The organism is Enterobacter sp. Acro-832, assembly GCF_011752745.1.
In the GTDB taxonomy this organism is placed as follows: domain Bacteria; phylum Pseudomonadota; class Gammaproteobacteria; order Enterobacterales; family Enterobacteriaceae; genus Enterobacter; species Enterobacter quasiroggenkampii.
Genome location: NZ_VWWX01000001.1, coordinates 850,257 through 867,141, shown reverse-complemented (window position 1 = coordinate 867,141; position 16,885 = coordinate 850,257). Strand labels below are relative to the sequence as shown.

The window sequence follows — 16,885 nt, the reverse complement described above, 5'->3', positions numbered from 1 at the left end:
TGCGTTCTGTCACATTTTTTTGCAATTAAGCCAGGTAACGACATCAGAACTCCCGTAAAAAGGTCATCGATTTTTAATGACCTGAGGATATACCGTTGAAACGCCGTCTGTTTATTGCTGTTTCTTTACTCGCTTCGAGTGTCTCATCTGCTTTTGCGGCCGAACCACTGGATTTTTCGCCGCAGCCTCCGGCCATTCAGGCTGGCTCCTGGGTGCTGATGGATTACACGACTGGTCAGATTTTAACGGCGGGCAACGAACATCAACAACGTAATCCGGCGAGCCTGACCAAGCTGATGACGGGCTATGTAGTGGATCGGGCCATTGATAGCCACCGCATTACCCCGGATGACATCGTCACCGTAGGACGTGATGCCTGGGCAAAAGGGAACCCGGTGTTTGACGGTTCATCGCTGATGTTCCTGAAGGAGGGCGATCGCGTCTCCGTGCGCGATCTGAGCCGCGGCCTGATTGTCGATTCCGGCAACGACGCCTGCGTGGCGCTGGCCGATCACGTGGCGGGTGGGCAGCCGCAGTTTGTGAAGATGATGAACGACTACGTGCAGAAGCTGAACCTGCGCGATACGCATTTTGAAACCGTCCACGGGCTGGACGCGCCCGGCCAGCACAGCTCGGCGTATGACCTGGCCGTTCTCTCCCGGGCCATCATCCACGGCGAGCCTGAGTTTTATCATATGTACAGCGAAAAGAGCCTGACCTGGAACGGAATCACCCAGCAAAACCGTAACGGCCTGCTCTGGGATAAGACCATGAACGTGGACGGGTTGAAAACGGGGCATACCTCAGGGGCCGGTTTTAACCTGATTGCGTCTGCCGTAGACGGCCAGCGCCGGTTAATCGCGGTGGTGATGGGGGCGGATAGCCCGAAAGGGCGTGAGGACCAGGCCCGAAAACTGCTGCACTGGGGGCAGCAGAATTTCGATACGGTGCAGATCCTGCATAGCGGTAAAAAAGTGGGGACAGAGCGCATCTGGTACGGCGATAAGGAGCAGGTGAAACTGGGCACCGATCAGGACTTCTGGCTGGCCTTGCCGAAAGCAGAGGTTCCCAACATCAAAGCCAAGTACGTGCTGGATAAGAAAGAACTGGAAGCGCCGATTGCTGCGCATCAGCGGGTCGGGGAGATTCAGCTCTATGACCGCGACAAGGTGGTAGCCCACTGGCCGCTGGTCACGCTGGAAGCCGTTGATAAAGGCGGCCTGTTCTCTCGTCTGAGCGATTATCTGCATCACACGCTTTAACTGCTGCTGAGCAGACTGGCAGGGTTGCGAGTCTGCTCACATAATAAACACTCCTCGTTTGCTGATAATCATAACCCAGTTTTATAGTGTATAAATATACAGTGATAAACGGAGGCAGCATGGACTACAGCATTACGCAGCAACAGAAACGTAAGATTGCCGGTTTTCATTTGGTCGGCCCGTGGGAACACACGGTAAAACAGGGCTTTGAACAGCTGGTCATGTGGGTCGACGGGCGTCACATTGAGCCGCTGGAGTGGGTGGCAGTCTATTACGATAACCCGGATGAAGTCCCGGCAGAAAAACTGCGCTGTGATACGGCCGTGACGGTACCGGATGATTTCGTCATCCCGGAAAACAGCGAAGGCGTCATGATGACGGAAATCGCGGCCGGGGATTATGCCGTGGCGACGGCGCGCGTCGAAAACTACGACTTCGCCACGCCGTGGTATCAGTTCTTTAATTCCCTGCTGCAGGACAATAAGTACCAGATGGCGCTCAAACCCTGCTTCGAGCGCTATCTCAATGACGGCAATGCGGACGGCTACTGGGATATCGAAATGTATATCGCCGTCGAGCACAAAACGGTTTAAGCCTGCAAAATGAAGGGTTTTTCAGCCGGGAGCGATCCGCCCGGCTGAAAACACAGTACAATTGTGCTTTGCCGTGTAGCTGGAGAGCGGGTGTGCGTCCCGACAAATCATTAACCCCTTTTGAAATTCGGTTGTACAAACACTACCGCGTGGTGCACGGGTGTCGCATCGCGCTGGCGTTCGTGTTGACGTTTGTCCTGGTGCGTTTGCTGGAGGTTCCGGAAGGAACGTGGCCGCTGATCACGCTGGTGGTGGTGATGGGGCCCATCTCGTTTTGGGGCAACGTTGTCCCGCGCGCTCTGGAGCGTATTGGCGGGACCGTGTTAGGTTCGGCCCTGGGGCTTATTGCCCTGAAGCTGGAGCTCATCTCGTTCCCGGTCATGCTGGCATGGTGCGGTGCCGCCATGTTCCTGTGCGGCTGGCTGGCGTTGGGTAAAAAGCCTTATCAGGCGCTGCTGATCGGTATTACTCTCGCGGTGGTGGTCGGTGCACCCGCCGGGGATATGACCACGGCGCTGTGGCGAAGCGGGGATGTCATCCTGGGTTCACTGCTGGCGATGCTCTTCACCGGTATCTGGCCGCAGCGCGCTTTTCTGCACTGGCGTATTCAGATGGCCAGCTACGTCACTGCGTTTAACCGCGTCTATCAGGCCGGTTTTTCCCCGAATCTGGTTGAGCGTCCGCGCCTGGAAAAGCACCTGCAGACCATCCTTAACGACGTGGTCAAAATGCGCGGCTTGATCACGCCAGCCAGCAAAGAAACCCATATTCAGAAATCAATTTTCGAAGCTATTCAGACGGTGAGCCGCAATCTGGTCTGCATGCTTGAACTGCAAATCAACGCACACTGGGCCACGCGACCCAGCCATCTGTTGATGCTTAACGCGCAGACTCTCAAAGAGACCCAGCAGATGACGCAGCAAACGCTGTTGACCATCGCCCATGCGCTCTACGAAGGTAACCCGCAGCCGATACTGGCCAACAGCGAGCGACTGAACGAGATCGTCGCGGAACTGAAGCAGTTAATCAATGAGCGCCAGAGCGATAACGTGGCGGAAACACCTATTCATGGCTACGTCTGGCTGAGCATGGAACTGGCGAGGCAGCTTGAGTTGTTATCGCACCTGATTTGCCGGGCGCTGCGCAAATAAAAGGCGTATGTGACGCCTGCTGCTTCGATTCAGCAGCAATTGGGGTTATGATAGCTTTAAACGATATACTCATTGTCATTCGCGGCCGCTGTCAGTAAGGTTATTGTTACAACGGTTGCTTTAACGAATCCGAATCTCACATTATCAGGGGTGTAAAAATGGAAACTACCAAGCCTTCGTTCCAGGATGTTCTGGAATTCGTCCGCCTGTTCCGCCGCAAAAACAAACTGCAGCGTGAAATCCAGGACGTTGAGAAGAAGATCCGTGACAACCAGAAACGTGTTCTGCTGCTCGACAACCTGAGCGACTACATCAAGCCAGGCATGAGCGTTGAAGCTATTCAGGGCATCATCGCCAGCATGAAGAGCGACTATGAAGACCGTGTTGATGACTACATCATCAAAAATGCTGAGCTGTCCAAAGAGCGTCGTGACATCTCTAAAAAGCTGAAAGTGATGGGCGAAATCAAAAACGGCGAAGCAAAAAGCGAGTAATCGCAGCGAATAGTGAAAAAGGCTCTCTGGTGACAGAGAGCCTTTTTTTATGGCTCAGAACGCGGCTGTAGCTGGTAAATCCAGGCTTGAACCTGCTCGCCTTCAGAGGTGGTCACCGTGACCTCAACCCGATCGTAGCCGTCTTCAAACTCATCCAGCATTGACCAGTGTGCGGCAAGGTGATCAGAGATAAACAGATAGCCTTCGACGCGGGGGCCATCGGGGTGGAGCACGATCCCCGGAAAGTCCGCCGCAGCGCCCCAGCCGCGTTCGTAAAACGTACCGGAGACGAAACCGGCCAGCCATTCGCCGCCAATGTTTTCAAGAATATGCGCATTTGAGTGGCCCGGGCGCAGCGTGCCGTAGACAAACAGAGCGTTCATTTTCCCTCATCCGCAAAGCAAAAAGCCTGCTTTAAAAGCAGGCTTTTTAAATTTGGCTCCTCTGACTGGACTCGAACCAGTGACATACGGATTAACAGTCCGCCGTTCTACCGACTGAACTACAGAGGAATCGTTGTGGAGGCTTATCTTAGCGGCGAAAAAAGTTTTGTCAAACCTGATCTTAGGGAAAATCGACTGATTGCTGATTCTGTCGTCAGTTTGTTGTAAATCCACACATCTTTTTCCGGAAAATACTTTGCAGGATGAGCATTTCTCCCCCATTATTTGAAATGGAGTTTCAACTTTTCTCGCTAAGGTCCATTTTGAACGTCACTGCCTCCTTACGCCAGGCGATCGCGCGCACGCCATGGTATGCAAAACGTAAAAGCTATCGGGTTCTCTTCTGGCGTGAAATCACCCCTCTTGCCGTGCCTATCTTCCTGGAAAATACCTGCGTTCTGCTGATGGGGGTGCTGAGCACCTTCCTGGTGAGCTGGCTGGGAAAAGAGGCGATGGCGGGGGTTGGTCTGGCGGACAGCTTTAACATGGTGGTGATCTCGTTCTTTGCCGCCATTGACCTCGGCACGACGGTAGTGGTGGCCTTTAGCCTCGGCAAGCTGGATCCCAAACGTGCGCGCGAGGCGGCACGCCAGTCGCTGATGATCATGACTGTCTTTTCGGCCGTTCTGGCGGCGGTGATCCACTATTTCGGCAAAGAGATCATCGATTTTGTCGCCGGGGAGGCTACGAACGAGGTTAAAGACCTGGCGCTGACCTATCTGGAGATGACCGTCATCAGCTATCCGGCGGCGGCCATCGCCCTGATTGGCAGCGGCGCGCTGCGCGGGGCAGGGAACACTAAAATTCCGCTGCTGATCAACGGCGGAATGAATATCCTGAATATTATCATCAGCAGCGTGCTGATCTACGGCGTGTTCTCGTGGGACGGGCTGGGCTTTGTCGGTGCAGGACTGGGACTAACCATTTCACGCTATATCGGTGCAGCGGCGATTATCGGCGTGCTGATGGCGGGGATCACCCCCTCGCTGCGCCTCACGCTGAAGAGCTATTTCCGCCCCTTTAATTTCGCCATTATCTGGGAAGTGATGGGGATCGGCATTCCCGCAAGCATTGAGTCGGTGTTGTTTAACGGCGGGAAATTGCTGACGCAGATGTTTGTCGCCGGGATGGGCACCGACGTGATCGCCGGTAACTTCATCGCCTTTTCCATCGCCTCGCTGATTAACCTGCCGGGTAACGCGCTGGGCTCTGCATCGACCATTATCACCGGGAAACGGCTCGGGAAAGGGCAGATCGGCCAGGCGGAGCGACAGCTGCGCCACGTTTTCTGGCTGTCGACCATCGGACTGACCGTGATTGCCTGGGGAACCGCGCCGTTTGCCGGGCTGATGGCCTCGTTCTATACCCATGAAGACGACGTTAAAGAGGTTGTAAAAGTCCTCATCTGGCTCAATGCGGCTTTTATGCCTATCTGGGCGGCCTCATGGGTACTGCCTGCCGGGCTGAAGGGGGCACGCGACGCCCGCTTTGCGATGTGGGTGTCGATGCTTGGCATGTGGGGATGTCGCGTCGTGGCAGGGTATACGCTTGGGGTAATGCTCGGCTGGGGTGTGATCGGCGTCTGGCTGGGGATGTTCCTGGACTGGGCCGTGCGGGGCGGGCTGTTCTACTGGCGTATGGTCAGCGGGCGCTGGCTGTGGAAATATCCGCGACAAAATGCCTGACAATTGCGCGAAGTGGAGAATAAATCGTCAAACGATCGGAAATATGCATTCTGCCTTTGACATCCCGGGAGCGCATCGATAATATGCGCCCCGTTCACACGATTCCTCTGTAGTTCAGTCGGTAGAACGGCGGACTGTTAATCCGTATGTCACTGGTTCGAGTCCAGTCAGAGGAGCCAAATTTAAAAAGCCTGCTTTTAAAGCAGGCTTTTTGCTTTTCTGCATCGGGTAAAATTGTCGGGTGGCGGCTTCGCCTTACCCGACCTACAAAAACCTCGAATCGTAGGCCGGGTAAGGCGAAGCCGCCACCCGGCAAAAGCCGCACTATCCGTTCACACGAACCGGCGCCGTCGCCTCTACCAGCCACGGACGCGCATCGCTGTTCACCAGCGGTGACAGCGCCTCGCGTACCTGCTGGTGATACGCATCCAGCCACTGCTTTTCCTGCTCGCTCAGCAAATGCAGCTCGACCTGGCTTAAGTCGATCGGGATCAGCGTCAGCGAGGCAAACCTGCAGAACCCCGGACGGCTCTCCACAATCTCCACCTGGTTTTCAATACGAATACCGTGGCTATCGCCCAGATAGTATCCCGGTTCAATCGTCATGATATTGCCCGCCACCAGCGGCCACGGGTTGACCTTTTTGGCAATGCGATGCGGGTTCTCATGGATAAGAAGCTGATGACCCACGCCATGCCCCGTGCCGTGATCGTAATCCAGTCCCATCTCCCACAGCGGACGACGCGCAAAGGCATCCAGCTGATGTCCCTGAGTCCCGGAAGGGAACTGCAGGGTAATCAGCGAGAGGAAGCCTCTCAGCACGGCGGTGTAGTGCAGGCGATGCTGCGGATCGACCTTACCCCATGCCAGCGTGCGCGTGGCGTCGGTGGTGCCATTCACGTACTGACCGCCGGAATCGTTAAGGTAAAAATGGTCATGACCGATGGGCTTGTTGCTGGCCTCGCTCGAATGATAGTGGCACATCGCCGCATTGCTCGAAGAGGCGGAGATGGTCGCAAAACTCTGCTCGATGAACCGGGGCTGCTGTTGACGGAACGCCAACTGCTGCGTCTGAACTTCCAGCTCTGTTAGCGGATTCCCTGCCGCCTCGCGCAGCGGCACTTCACGGCTCAGCCAGGCCAGGAAGTTGACCCAGGCGGCGCCGTCCTGGTGATGACACGCGCGATAACCGGCCAGCTCAACCGGGTTTTTGGTGGCTTTCATCAGGGTGATGGGGTCGGTCCGCCAGACAATCTCTCCCCGGGGTTCGATGGCAAAGCGCAGGGCGACCGGCGCGGAATCGGCATCAACCATCACCCGTTTTCCTGCAGCAATCTGCTGGCAGCGTTCGACAAAGGCGTCCTGTGGCGCAATGGTAAACGCATTGCGCACGTCTTCCGGCAGGGCGCCGAGCTTGCTGTCGTTAACAAACCACTCAACGTGGCCGTCACGGCGCAGAAGAGCAAAAGAGAGCGGTACCGGGCTGTAAGGGATATCCGCGCCACGGACGTTTAACAGCCAGGCGATATTATCCGGCAGGGTAACGGCGAGATAATCGGCATTGCTTGCAGCCAGCACGGCGGCGACGCGCTGACGTTTATCAGCGCTGCTTTCACCGCTGTATTCAACCGGCATTTCCCGAATAAGCCCCGCCGGTGCTGCAGGGCGGTCAGTCCATAGTGTGTCAAACGGCGAGGCTTTCAGCGGGACCAGCTCGCAAGGCGTGGCAGACAGTTGCTCAAACTCTGAATGGGTCATCAGCAGTGGGTCAAAACCAATGCGCGTCCCGGCCGCAGCGTTTTCCGTCAGCCATTCAGCCAGCGGCTCGTTGTGCAGGTGGCGGATCTCAACCTCATCCGTATTGACCTGAACGCGGGCCTGCACCTGATAGCGCCCGTCGACGAACAGCAGCGCTTTATCCTTCAGTACAAGCGCGACGCCAGCAGAGCCGTCAAAGCCTGTCAGCCAGGCCAGCTTTTCGTCACAGGGCGCGCAGTATTCGCTCTGCCACGCATCCGCACGCGGGACGATCATCCCGTCGAGATGGCTGGCCTCAAGCCAGTGGCGCAGGGCAGAGAGCGGAGATGTGCTGGACATGGTTATTCCTTATCGTTATTAGCGGAACGGCGGCTCGTTGAAGGTGCGCAGCTTGCGGGAATGGAGCCGGTCACCTTCTGCCCGCAGCAGGTCAATGGCGCGAATGCCAATTTGCAGATGTTCGGATATCGCCCCTTCATAGAAACGGTTGGCCTGCCCGGGCAGCTTAATTTCGCCGTGCAGCGGCTTATCGGAGACGCACAGCAGCGTGCCGTACGGGACGCGGAAGCGATACCCCTGCGCGGCGATGGTGGCGCTCTCCATATCAATGGCCACCGCGCGGCTCAGGTTGAACCGCAGCGCGGAGGCGGAGTAACGCAGCTCCCAGTTCCGGTCATCCGTCGTGACGACCGTACCGGTGCGCAGGCGCTGCTTAACTTCTTCACCCGGCATGCCGCTGACCTCTTTGGTGGCGTCATACAGCGCACGCTGCACTTCGGCGATGCTCGGGATTGGGATATCCGGCGGCAGCACCGCATCCAGCACGTGGTCATCACGCAGATAGGCGTGGGCGAGCACGTAGTCGCCAATCAGCTGGCTTTCACGCAGGCCGCCGCAGTGGCCGATCATCAGCCACACGTCCGGACGCAGCACCGCCAGATGGTCGCAGATGGTCTTGGCATTTGACGGGCCCACGCCGATGTTAATCAGCGTAATGCCCTGGCCGTCGGCGGTGATCAGGTGCCAGGCGGGCATCTGATGTTTTTTCCAGGCCAGGTCGGAAATGGCCTGCTCGGGCGCTTCGGTCTCCGCAGTGATCCAGATCCCTCCCGCACAGGAGAGCGCGATATACGGGCTTTCCGGGTCGAGGATTTGGCTGCAGCCCCAGCGGACAAACTCGTCAACGTAGCGGGTGTAGTTGGTAAAGAGGACGAACGGCTGGAAATGTTCGACGGGCGTGCCGGTGTAGTGGCGCAGTCGCGCCAGGGAGAAATCGACCCGGCGAGCATCAAAGTGCGACAGGGGAGAAAATTCTGCCGGGTGATAGATCCCATCGGCCGTCTCATCGCCAATCTGCGACAGTTCCGTCGTCGGGAAGTGGCGGGTCAGCCCGGCGCTCATGGAACGGTCGAGGGTTAACGCCGAACCGTCAATCACGTAGGGGTATGGAATTTCATGCTGCGAGGGCTCAACGTGAATGTGCGCGCCGTAATCCTGATACAGCAGCGTAAGTTGTTCTTCGAGGTACGGGCGGAACAGGGCCGGGCGGGTGACGGTGGTGCTGTAGCAGCCGGAGTGGGTAAAACGGGCGTAGGCACGGGTTTTCGGTGTTGTGCTGGCGCTGCCGTCCCAGGTCACAGAGAGCGATGGATAAACAAAAAGGCCCGCGGTTCTGGCCTTTTCGTCGGGAAGTTTCCCTGTTTCGATATATTCGCTGATGGCGCTGCGCAGCGCGTTGACGGACTGTTCATACAGCGCGTCGAGTTTTTCCAGCGCCTGAGCCGGGGTCAGGCTGGAGCCCTTATTATTCATCTCTGTCTCCTTGTTCCACAGGTGTGCGACTCTACCCGATAGTATGTCACACGCCTGTGAAACAAAAGTGAGATCAGCGGTGGCTCGTCTCTTTCATCAATAGCGCCGTTGCCGCCGACAGCAGGCAACCGGCCAGCAGATAAACCGCCACGCTGTGCCAGTTACCGCCGGAGAAGGTCACCAGCGCGGCGGCAATAAACGGCGTAAACCCGCCGCCGACCACGCTTGCGACCTGGTACCCCACGCCCGCGCCGCTGTAGCGGTAGCTGGCGCCGAACAGTTCGGTAAACATCGGCTGCTGCACGCAGACCACCATATCGTGAGCGATGTTCGCGAGCATGATGGCAAAGAAGACAATCCAGAAGATCGACTGCGCCTCCAGCGCCATAAAGAATGGCCAGGCGCTGAGGCTCCCAATCAGCGCGCCGGTGATGTAGACGCGACGGCGGCCAAACCGGTCCGCCAGCCAGGCGAAGCAGGGTATTGTCAGACAGCTGATCCCGCCGACCAGCAGGCCGATATTCAGGAACAATTCACGGGGCAGGCCGAGATTCTGCGTCGAGTAGTTCAGCGCAAAGGCGGTGACGATATACATCGTCAGTAGCTCGCACAGGCGCAGGGCGATAATTTTCAGAAAAGCGCCAGGGTGCCGAATCAGGGCTTCCATCACCGGCAGCCGCTTTTTGACGGCTGGTTTTTCCTGCTGCTGCTGTTCGAATTCAGCGGACTCCTCCATGCCGTTACGGATCCACAGTGCGGCAATCACCAGCACGATGCTGAAGATGAACGGAATGCGCCAGCCCCAGCTCAGGAACTGCTCGTCGGTGGTGAGCTGGCTGATTAACGACACCAGCCCTGTAGAAAGCAACAGCCCTACGCCGTACCCGACCTGCACGCCGCTGCTGTAAAACGCTTTCTTATTTTTTGGCGCGCTCTCAACGGATAACAGCGCCGCGCCGCCCCATTCGCCGCCCACGGCGAAGCCCTGAATGGCGCGTAACGTCACCAGCAATACCGGGGCCCACCAGCCAATGGCGGAAAACGACGGGAGAATGCCAATCAGCGCGGTGGCGATCCCCATCATCCAGACGGTGAGCATCAGCATGCGCTTGCGGCCCAGGCGGTCGCCGAAGTGGCCGAAGATCACCCCGCCCAGCGGGCGAAACAGAAAGCCGACGCCGAAGGTGGCAAACGCGGCGAGCGTACCCATCGCAGGGCTGATCTGGGGGAAGAATTCACGGTTAAACACCAGCGCGGCGGTAATGCCGTAAAGCAGAAAATCATACCAGTCGACGACGGCACCCGCGAAGCTGCCGAGTGCGGCGCGGCGGGCACGATTGAGCGAAGGTGTCTCCTCGTTGGGACGATCGGAGATGAGGGTGGAGTCCATAGTTGTCCTGTCCGTACTGATTTTTTAATTATTGGTATAAGAAAAGGTCACTCACATTGCGCCCGTCATATAAACGGAACCTATGAGACTACCGCGACAAAACGCCTGAGAAAACGTTTTTATCTTTCCGGAAGGTGCTGAATAAATAAATTTCATCCACACCTGCGGCGAGATAATTGCCTCTTCTGGCTTCGTTAAGTGCTGAATGGTTTACAGTAATAGTGACCGCCGCGTGAGTTAAGCTGAGGGAATAACGATGCAACGCACCTTTTCGGCATTCTGGATGATTCTGTTTTTATTCGTCGCACCGCTTCAGGCGGAGCCCAACGTCTATGGCGAGCAACGCATCAGCGGCTGGTGGAATGCGTTGACGGAAGACATTTCGCAAACCTGGGCGCAGCCTCAGCGTTACGATCTGTACCTGCCGTTTCTGAGCTGGCACGCTCGCTTTATGTACGACAAAGAAAAAACCGACAAGTACAACGAAATGCCGTGGGGAGGCGGGCTGGGCGTTTCCCGCTATAACGAAGAGGGTAACTGGAGCGCGCTTTTCGCGATGATGTTCAAGGACTCGCACAACGAATGGCAGCCCGCGATGGGCTATGGCTGGGAGAAGGGCTGGTATCTGGATAATGCCAGAGATTTCCGCCTTGGGCTCGGTGCCGCCGCAGGCATCACGGCGCGAGATGATTTTGCGAACTATGTCCCGCTACCGTTCATCTTCCCGCTTTTTTCGGCCAGCTATCAGCGCGTTACCGTCCAGTTCACCTATATTCCCGGGACTTATAACAACGGCAACGTGCTCTTTGCCTGGCTGCGCTTAGGCTTTTAAAGGGTGATCACCTTTTTTGCCACGGCGTTAGACAATACCAGCATGGAGAAGAGAACAGAGGTGACGAACGTAAGTACAATCAACGCCAGCTTCATGCCGAGTGACGTCACCGGTATCAGCGCCGTCAGCAGATGAAACACCGAGTAGTGCACAATATATACGCCAGTCATCGTTTTGCTGATGGCGGCCAGTATGGACTCCTTAAACTCAGCATTGCGGCGAAAGCGCACGCCGTTCGCCGCAATCACCAGGGCAATAATCAGGATGTAGATCTGCGAGCCGGTGAGGATAAAGGCGTTTCTGTCGGCCTTAAACAGGGCAAAAAAGAAGTGGCGCTCGTAAAACCAGGTGAAGAGATAGATAAACGGAATGGCGATAACCGCCGCCCGGACTACATTTTTGCGGCTTATCCACTCGGCGATTTTAGGATCGCAGAAGAGTTGCCCCGTCAGATAAAACAGCAGCCACGTCCAAAGCCGATACTGCGGTGAAAGAGAAAGGACGTGCGTTTCAGGATAAAGCGCCGATAACAGATCGTATCCGTAGGAAAAGAACAGCAGGGCAGCAATCGCGCCGCAGAACAGCGATCTCCGCTGGCTAAGCCACTCTACCGCCGGGTGGAAGGTGTAAATCACGACAAAGGCGAACACGAACCATGGCTGGATTAAATACCCTCGCTGATAAGGCTCCCACAGGTAGTAGATCGTTATCCAGAACAGAAAAACAATCACAAGACTTTTAATTTTACCCAGCTGCCAGCGCGTGCCGTGCCGGGATTGTCCGTCGAGATAGCCCGAGACCACAAAAAACAGCGGTGTAGCGATCGTCGAGATAAAGGTTAAAAACCCCAGGATCCAGTGATAGTCATAATCATAATGATCCCAGGTATTGTAGATGGTGAAGAAGGTCACCGCCGTCATACAGCCCAGCGTCTTGATAATGTTCAGCCCTGTCGCATTCATTGTTGTTTGGCTTCGTCCTTACGATGGAAACACGCATAGATCACGGGGAGGACCAGTAGCGTCAGGATTGTAGCAAACCCCAGTCCAAACATAATCACAACGGCCATGCTCTGGAAGAAAACATCCAGCAGTAGCGGAGCCAGGCCAAGTACGGTCGTGAACGCGGTGAGCAGGATAGGGCGCAGGCGCGAGGTGGCGGCATAAACGATCGCGCTGTGCTGATCCTTTTGCGTTTTCTGCTGTTCGATCTCTTCCACCAGCACGATGCCGTTGCGGATGAGCATTCCGCTCAGGCTCAGCAGACCAATCAGCGCCATAAAGCCAAAGGGAATGCCGGTAATTAAAAATCCTGGTGTGACGCCAATCAACGCCAGCGGTACGGTCAGCCAGATTGCGACGGCATTTTTTACCGAGCTGAACATCAGCACCGTAATGACAAACATCACCAGATACCCGAGAGGCAGCGTTGTGAACAGCCCTTGCTGCGCTTCACTGGCGTTTTCCGCATCGCCCCCCCACTCGATGCTGTAGCCGTGTGGCAGGGGAAGGGCATCTACCTGCGGCTTCACGCGGGCGAGAATATCGCCGGAGGTTTGCTGGGTCAGCGGGTCCGGGTCCGTCTGAACCGTCAGTACCCGCGAGCGGTCGCGTCGAAGAATGAGCGGATCTTCCCACTCCAGAGAGAAGCGACTGACGACGTTACTCAGCGGGATATACTGCTGCCGCGCCTGGCTCCACACCAGCACGTTGTTCAGGTGGCTGGCATCCAGCCTTTCGCTTTCCGGGGGCCTCACCACCACGGGCAGCAGGTCGCTGCCTTCCCGATACAACCCCGCCCGGCTGCCGGAGAAATTCATCTCCAGCGCGTTGTCGACGTCCTGTTTATCCACGCCAAGCTCGCGTCCCAGCGCGGCAACGTACTGCGGGCGGATCACTTTGCTGCGGTTTTGCCAGTCGTTTCGGACGCTCCCCGTAGCCGGATCGCGCGCCAGAATATCGTCCACCTGGCTGGCAATCAGACGCAGCGTATCAGGATCCGGGCCTTTAATGCGCACTTCAATGGCGCTGTCGCCGGAAGGGCCAAACATCACCCGTTTCGTGCTGGCGTTCACCTGCGGGTAGTTTCGCGCGATGTACTCGTCAACGTGGCGGGTCAAGGGGGAAATGTTACGCTGGTCATCCATGCGCACCATGATCTGCGCATAGTTGCTGTACTGCCGTTGTCCGCTGTAGGTCAGAATAAACCGCATGCTCCCCTGACCGATGGTGGAGACGGTGGTTTCCACGCCGGGCTGGCCCTTGATGGTTTTCTCAATATCACCGGTCATTTTCTCGGTCCATTTGATATCGGTCCCGTAGGGTAACCACAGGTCGACAAAGAAAATCGGCGTATTGGACGACGGGAAAAAGTTTTGCCGCACCGCGCCAAACCCCCAGACAGACGCGGCCAGCAGGGCGGCCATCACTACCAGCGTCGGTGCCTTATGGTGCAGCAGCGTGTTAAGCAGGCGCTGATAGAGGCGGTAGAGACGTTTGTCGTAAGGATCTGACTCGTCAGTGGTGTCCGGCGCGCTGTCGTTTTTAAACAACCACCACTTAATCATCACCGGGGTGAGGGTGAGCGCCGAGAACCAGCTCAGCATCAGGGAAATCAGCAGCACCTGGAAGAGGGATTTACAGTATTCCCCGGTGGAATCCTGCGACAGCCCGATAGGCGCAAACGCAAGGATAGCGATCACCGTCGCCCCCAGCAGCGGCAGGGCGGAGCGACGGATGATCGTGTTAACGGCGGTTAATAGCGGGGAGCCCTGCTGTCGGGCAATCAACACCCCTTCGACAATGACGATGGCGTTATCCACCAGCATGCTAAGGGCGATAATCAGCGCCCCAAGCGAGATGCGCTGTAGCTCAATGCCCCAGAGATACATAATCAGCAGCGTGCCCAGCACGTTAAGCGCGAGGGAAAACGCGATGATGATCCCGCTGCGTACGCCCATAAAGATCAGCAGCACGCCGATGACAATCGCCAGCGCCATCAGGAAGTTAATAATAAAACCGTTAACAGAGTGGCCCACTTCGGCTGCCTGATCGTAAAACAGATCTATCTGTATGCCTGCCGGTTTTTCCGTCGACATCTGGTTTAGCTTCGCCTCCAGCGCGTGGCCCACGTCGATCACGTTCACGCCGGGAATAAACGAGACGCCCATGGTGACGGCTTTTTTGCCGTTGGCATGGTAGATACTGGCTGGCGATTCGTTCAGCCCGCGCGACAGCGTGGCGATATCCCGCAGACGCGTCGCCGCCCCGGTGCCGGAAGGCGTGATGATGAGATCCGCCAGTTCATCCAGATTCTCGAACTCACCGGTCGGGTGCAGACGAATGGATTCGCTGCCGGAGGTGATTTCTCCGGCGCTTGAAACGACGTTAAGCCTGCTGAGCAGGGCGGAAAGCTGGTTCAGGGTAATGCCGCGCGCGGCCATTTTGGTCAGGGAAATATCGATATTGACCTGTTGGCTTATCGCTCCGCCGATGGCAACCTTCGCGACCCCGGGGACCAGAATCAACTCGCGGCGCAGCTGCTCCGCGTATCTCACCAGTTCAGGATTACTGAATTCATCCCCGGAAATGGCGAAGAAGAAGCCGAACACGTCGCCGAAATCGTCATTCACAAAGGGCGTGACGACGCCGGGCGGGAACTGACGCGAGGCGTCGCCCACGCGGCGGCGCAGTTCATCCCAAATCTGCGGCAGTTCGTTTGAGTGATAGCGTGACGCGATGTTAACGGTGATTTGTGACAAACCGTTTGAAGAGATGGAGCTCACGTTGTCCAGATAAGGCAGCTGCTGAAGGGCATTCTCCAGCGGCAGCGTCACCTCTTCTTCGACCTGCTGAGCGGATGCGCCGGGGTAGTGAGTGACCACCACTGCGGTTTTGATGGTAAAGGCGGGATCTTCCAGCCTGCCGATATTCAACAGCGCGAAAATACCCCCGATGCCCAGCAGCAGAATCGTTAGCCAGACGCGAACAGGGTTATTAATAAATTGACGAGAGATATCCATTACAGTCCCCGTTCACGCGTCCAGATACGCACCGGCTGGTTAGCATGCAGCTCCCCAACGCCTGCGGCTACCACGCGCTCACCCGCCTTAAGCCCGCTGGTGATCACCACGCCTTCGGTAATCACTTGCCCCACGCTGACCTTGCGGTCTTCAAGATGGAGCGTGTCGCCTTCTCCCGCCACAACCCAGACGTGCGGCTCATTGCGCGGGCTGTTGTCCGGGTTAAAGACTGCCTCAACCGGTACGACCAGCGCCTGAGTGCCCGCGCCAGCCGGGAGGTTGGTTAAATTAATGGTAACCGTACCGCTTACGCCACCGACGGCGGGAAAATCATCTGGCCGCGGCATGGTCAGTATTACCTGCCAGGTCAGGGTATTACTGTCGCTGCTGCCCGAGTGTTCTTTATAAACGGCGGTAAATTCCCGATCCGGAATGGCGTTAATTCTCACTACCGGGCGATACTGCGCGTTGCGAATATCAAAGGTCTTAAACAAGTTTTCAGGGATGCTGAACACCACGTCAAGCAGATCGGTGCGGGTTAACGTCGCGATGGGCTGACCGGCAGACACCACCTGATGGTTTCGGACATGTACGCTGGCCACCGTCCCGCTGAAGGGGGCGACAAGCGTCATTTGATTCAACTCTTCTCGGGCGATCTGTAGCGCCGCATTCGCCGAATCGCGGTTCGCACGCTGCACGTCCATTTCGGCTTTCGAAATCGCCTGGCGGCCCGCCAGCGTCTGGAAACGATCGAATTGCCTCTGGGCCAGCGTCGCCGCCGTTTGTCTGTCATTAACCCGCTGCTGGGCTTCACGGGCATTCAATCTTGCAAGCTGTTGACCCTGCTTGATGACTGCGCCCTGACGCACATCGAGCGCTTCAATTTGACCAGCGCGCTTGAAGGAAAGGTCTGTGGCATCGCCCGATTCAATGCGGGCGGGAAAAACGCGCTGCTGGGCGTTACCGGGAACCGTCACCTCCGCTACTTTTACCATCCTGGGCAGGGGGGAGACGTCTTTGGGTTCCGGGTCGCACGCTGTGAGCGTTAACAAAACGAACGGTAAAAGAGAGAGGTAGCGGTTCACTGTATTCCCCTAATAAATAACTGTTTTATTTATTCCATAACCTGGACAGGGGTGACACTATTCTGCCAGAACAGTGACGACCATATAGGTAAATAAACCAATCGCCGTGCTGGCGATAATGGCAAGCGCAATAAACATACCCAGTCGGATCAGGCTTATACCATACATACATTCCTCCATGAGCCGGAAGCGGTGGCTAACTATGAGCATAGTCGGCGAAAAGATAAATGTTAAATAACCATTAGCAGTGGGGAAGCGCTAAACCTGATATTCCTGTGCTACGTTTAATATTATTCATCTCTTTTTACCGTAACTGGCATTAAGGGCAACCCCCTGCATTTAATGCGTTTTTATGCTTC

At 56.5% G+C, this 16,885-nt stretch carries 13 protein-coding genes and 2 tRNA genes; 7 read left to right on the top strand and 8 right to left on the bottom strand.

Annotation, left to right across the window (positions count from 1 at the left end; all coding sequences use genetic code 11):
* Positions 1-95: 95 nt before the first annotated feature.
* The 4 genes from dacD (at position 96) to F3J31_RS04025 (ending at position 3,500) form a co-directional block, all read left to right on the top strand.
* Entirely contained in the window at positions 96-1,262 is a 1,167-nt protein-coding gene (dacD, locus tag F3J31_RS04040; protein WP_032646438.1) for a serine-type D-Ala-D-Ala carboxypeptidase DacD, read from the top strand.
* A 119-nt stretch (positions 1,263-1,381) separates the two neighbouring features.
* Complete coding sequence (gene sbmC / locus F3J31_RS04035) at positions 1,382-1,855, top strand: DNA gyrase inhibitor SbmC (RefSeq protein WP_045908596.1); 474 nt, start codon at positions 1,382-1,384, stop codon at positions 1,853-1,855.
* A gap of 92 nt (positions 1,856-1,947) precedes the next feature.
* Positions 1,948-3,006, top strand: coding sequence for an FUSC family protein (locus tag F3J31_RS04030; RefSeq protein WP_045908595.1), 1,059 nt, complete (start codon positions 1,948-1,950; stop codon positions 3,004-3,006).
* 158 nt (positions 3,007-3,164) lie between these two features.
* Positions 3,165-3,500, top strand: coding sequence for a DUF496 family protein (locus F3J31_RS04025; protein ID WP_008499467.1), 336 nt, complete (start codon positions 3,165-3,167; stop codon positions 3,498-3,500).
* A 47-nt stretch (positions 3,501-3,547) separates the two neighbouring features.
* Here the strand turns inward: F3J31_RS04025 and F3J31_RS04020 are convergent, their stop codons facing one another.
* Entirely contained in the window at positions 3,548-3,883 is a 336-nt protein-coding gene (locus F3J31_RS04020; RefSeq protein WP_045908594.1) for a gamma-glutamylcyclotransferase family protein, read from the bottom strand.
* 53 nt (positions 3,884-3,936) lie between these two features.
* A tRNA-Asn gene (locus F3J31_RS04015) sits at positions 3,937-4,012 on the bottom strand.
* Between the two features lie 161 nt (positions 4,013-4,173).
* Here F3J31_RS04015 and emmdR point away from each other — a divergent pair.
* Both emmdR and F3J31_RS04005 read left to right on the top strand, forming a co-directional pair.
* Positions 4,174-5,628 carry a multidrug efflux MATE transporter EmmdR gene (gene emmdR, locus F3J31_RS04010; protein WP_139125340.1) on the top strand — a complete coding sequence of 485 codons (1,455 nt, stop codon included), beginning with the start codon at positions 4,174-4,176 and terminating at the stop codon, positions 5,626-5,628.
* A 103-nt stretch (positions 5,629-5,731) separates the two neighbouring features.
* Positions 5,732-5,807, top strand: a tRNA-Asn gene (locus tag F3J31_RS04005).
* A gap of 145 nt (positions 5,808-5,952) precedes the next feature.
* Here F3J31_RS04005 and F3J31_RS04000 read toward each other — a convergent pair.
* The 3 genes from F3J31_RS04000 to shiA all read right to left on the bottom strand — a co-directional run bounded on the left by F3J31_RS04000 (position 5,953) and on the right by shiA (position 10,588).
* On the bottom strand, positions 5,953-7,725 hold the full coding sequence (locus F3J31_RS04000) for an aminopeptidase P family protein (RefSeq protein WP_167211451.1): 1,773 nt from the start codon (positions 7,723-7,725) through the stop codon (positions 5,953-5,955).
* An 18-nt stretch (positions 7,726-7,743) separates the two neighbouring features.
* Positions 7,744-9,198, bottom strand: a complete 1,455-nt coding sequence (locus F3J31_RS03995; protein WP_063622048.1) for an AMP nucleosidase — start codon at positions 9,196-9,198, stop codon at positions 7,744-7,746.
* 73 nt (positions 9,199-9,271) lie between these two features.
* Positions 9,272-10,588: a shikimate transporter gene (shiA, locus tag F3J31_RS03990; RefSeq protein WP_063622047.1), complete on the bottom strand. Its 1,317-nt coding sequence runs from the start codon at positions 10,586-10,588 to the stop codon at positions 9,272-9,274.
* A gap of 256 nt (positions 10,589-10,844) precedes the next feature.
* Between shiA and pagP the strand changes: the two genes are divergently transcribed.
* The gene (gene pagP, locus F3J31_RS03985; RefSeq protein ID WP_045908122.1) at positions 10,845-11,420 is read left to right on the top strand and encodes a lipid IV(A) palmitoyltransferase PagP; all 576 of its coding nucleotides are present in this window, start codon (positions 10,845-10,847) and stop codon (positions 11,418-11,420) included.
* Here the strand turns inward: pagP and F3J31_RS03980 are convergent.
* From F3J31_RS03980 to F3J31_RS03970, 3 genes are read right to left on the bottom strand one after another with little or no spacing between them, the layout of a single operon-like run.
* Positions 11,417-12,382: an acyltransferase family protein gene (locus F3J31_RS03980; protein WP_048029361.1), complete on the bottom strand. Its 966-nt coding sequence runs from the start codon at positions 12,380-12,382 to the stop codon at positions 11,417-11,419. The genes pagP and F3J31_RS03980 overlap by 4 nt on opposite strands.
* Positions 12,379-15,441 (bottom strand): efflux RND transporter permease subunit, encoded by a 3,063-nt coding sequence (locus F3J31_RS03975; protein WP_167211448.1) that lies wholly within the window; start codon positions 15,439-15,441, stop codon positions 12,379-12,381. Before F3J31_RS03975 ends, F3J31_RS03980 begins: the two co-directional genes overlap by 4 nt.
* Positions 15,441-16,526 carry an efflux RND transporter periplasmic adaptor subunit gene (locus F3J31_RS03970; protein WP_167211445.1) on the bottom strand — a complete coding sequence of 362 codons (1,086 nt, stop codon included), beginning with the start codon at positions 16,524-16,526 and terminating at the stop codon, positions 15,441-15,443. The genes F3J31_RS03975 and F3J31_RS03970 overlap by 1 nt, the downstream gene beginning before the upstream one ends.
* Positions 16,527-16,885: the final 359 nt, after the last annotated feature.

What these genes read in the sequence shown, in the direction of transcription:
- F3J31_RS04025 (WP_008499467.1), top strand. Translation starts at nt 3,165, where the DNA reads ATGGAAACTACCAAGCCTTCGTTCCAGGATGTTCTGGAATTCGTCCGC.
- F3J31_RS04020 (WP_045908594.1), bottom strand. Translation starts at nt 3,883, where the DNA reads ATGAACGCTCTGTTTGTCTACGGCACGCTGCGCCCGGGCCACTCAAAT.
- pagP (WP_045908122.1), top strand. Translation starts at nt 10,845, where the DNA reads ATGCAACGCACCTTTTCGGCATTCTGGATGATTCTGTTTTTATTCGTC.
- emmdR (WP_139125340.1), top strand. Translation starts at nt 4,174, where the DNA reads ATGGAGTTTCAACTTTTCTCGCTAAGGTCCATTTTGAACGTCACTGCC.
- F3J31_RS03995 (WP_063622048.1), bottom strand. Translation starts at nt 9,198, where the DNA reads ATGAATAATAAGGGCTCCAGCCTGACCCCGGCTCAGGCGCTGGAAAAA.
- F3J31_RS03980 (WP_048029361.1), bottom strand. Translation starts at nt 12,382, where the DNA reads ATGAATGCGACAGGGCTGAACATTATCAAGACGCTGGGCTGTATGACG.
- F3J31_RS03975 (WP_167211448.1), bottom strand. Translation starts at nt 15,441, where the DNA reads ATGGATATCTCTCGTCAATTTATTAATAACCCTGTTCGCGTCTGGCTA.
- shiA (WP_063622047.1), bottom strand. Translation starts at nt 10,588, where the DNA reads ATGGACTCCACCCTCATCTCCGATCGTCCCAACGAGGAGACACCTTCG.
- sbmC (WP_045908596.1), top strand. Translation starts at nt 1,382, where the DNA reads ATGGACTACAGCATTACGCAGCAACAGAAACGTAAGATTGCCGGTTTT.
- F3J31_RS04000 (WP_167211451.1), bottom strand. Translation starts at nt 7,725, where the DNA reads ATGTCCAGCACATCTCCGCTCTCTGCCCTGCGCCACTGGCTTGAGGCC.